The 661-nt window shown below is 45.1% G+C and carries 1 protein-coding gene; it reads right to left on the reverse strand.

The window, feature by feature from the left end; translation table 11 throughout:
- The coding region (locus tag R7Z50_RS28060; protein ID WP_212733951.1) for a hypothetical protein at positions 1 to 330 on the reverse strand (330 nt) is incomplete at its 3' end.
- Positions 331 to 661: the final 331 nt, after the last annotated feature.

Genomic DNA, 661 nt, shown 5'->3' on the forward strand with positions numbered 1-661 from the left:
AAATAATTTTAGTCGATTGCTGATAGAGTGGGACTGCTTTGGTTTAAAAGAAAGTAATGAGTAATTTAACGTAACACTCGTTGTGCGAACTGAACGATAGAACGCAAAAGGTTGCCCAAACCGGCGACCTTTTTTACATCTGGCAGATACGAAAAACGCCTCCCAATGGGAGGCGTTTTTCTTGAGGACGTTCATTACCTTAGAAAAGGATCGTTGAGATCCCAGCTCTTTGGTTGTAATCTCAATCCCCAGATGTGACAAAACCGACCCTGCAAGGTCGGCTTTGATCGGAATACTTACCGGTTTGACGGCCTGTGTAAGTCCTTTCATGATAGCCCATATCGTTTAAGCACTTCAAGTATTCCTGCACTCTGTTTGGACTCAAGATGTTTTGGACAGAGCGATGCGCATCAGCCACCGACCAAGGGAAGTTCCAAAGGTGGCAGGTAAAGGCACTAATCAAAACTTGCGAAAGCACGATAAAACCGCTCTCTTGTAGCTGCTAGAGGGAGAACTGCGGAAAAGGAATAATTGATTAGTGTTGTGAGACTGGAATGGGGGCGTAAAGCCTTACTCACAGCGCAGGGCAGCCCGAAAGGGAAGAGACTTACCCAATCTGAAAGCGACCAAAAAGATACCCAAATCACTCATAAATTTGAGT

The sequence above is a fragment of the Vibrio sp. 1249-1 genome (assembly GCF_033340495.1).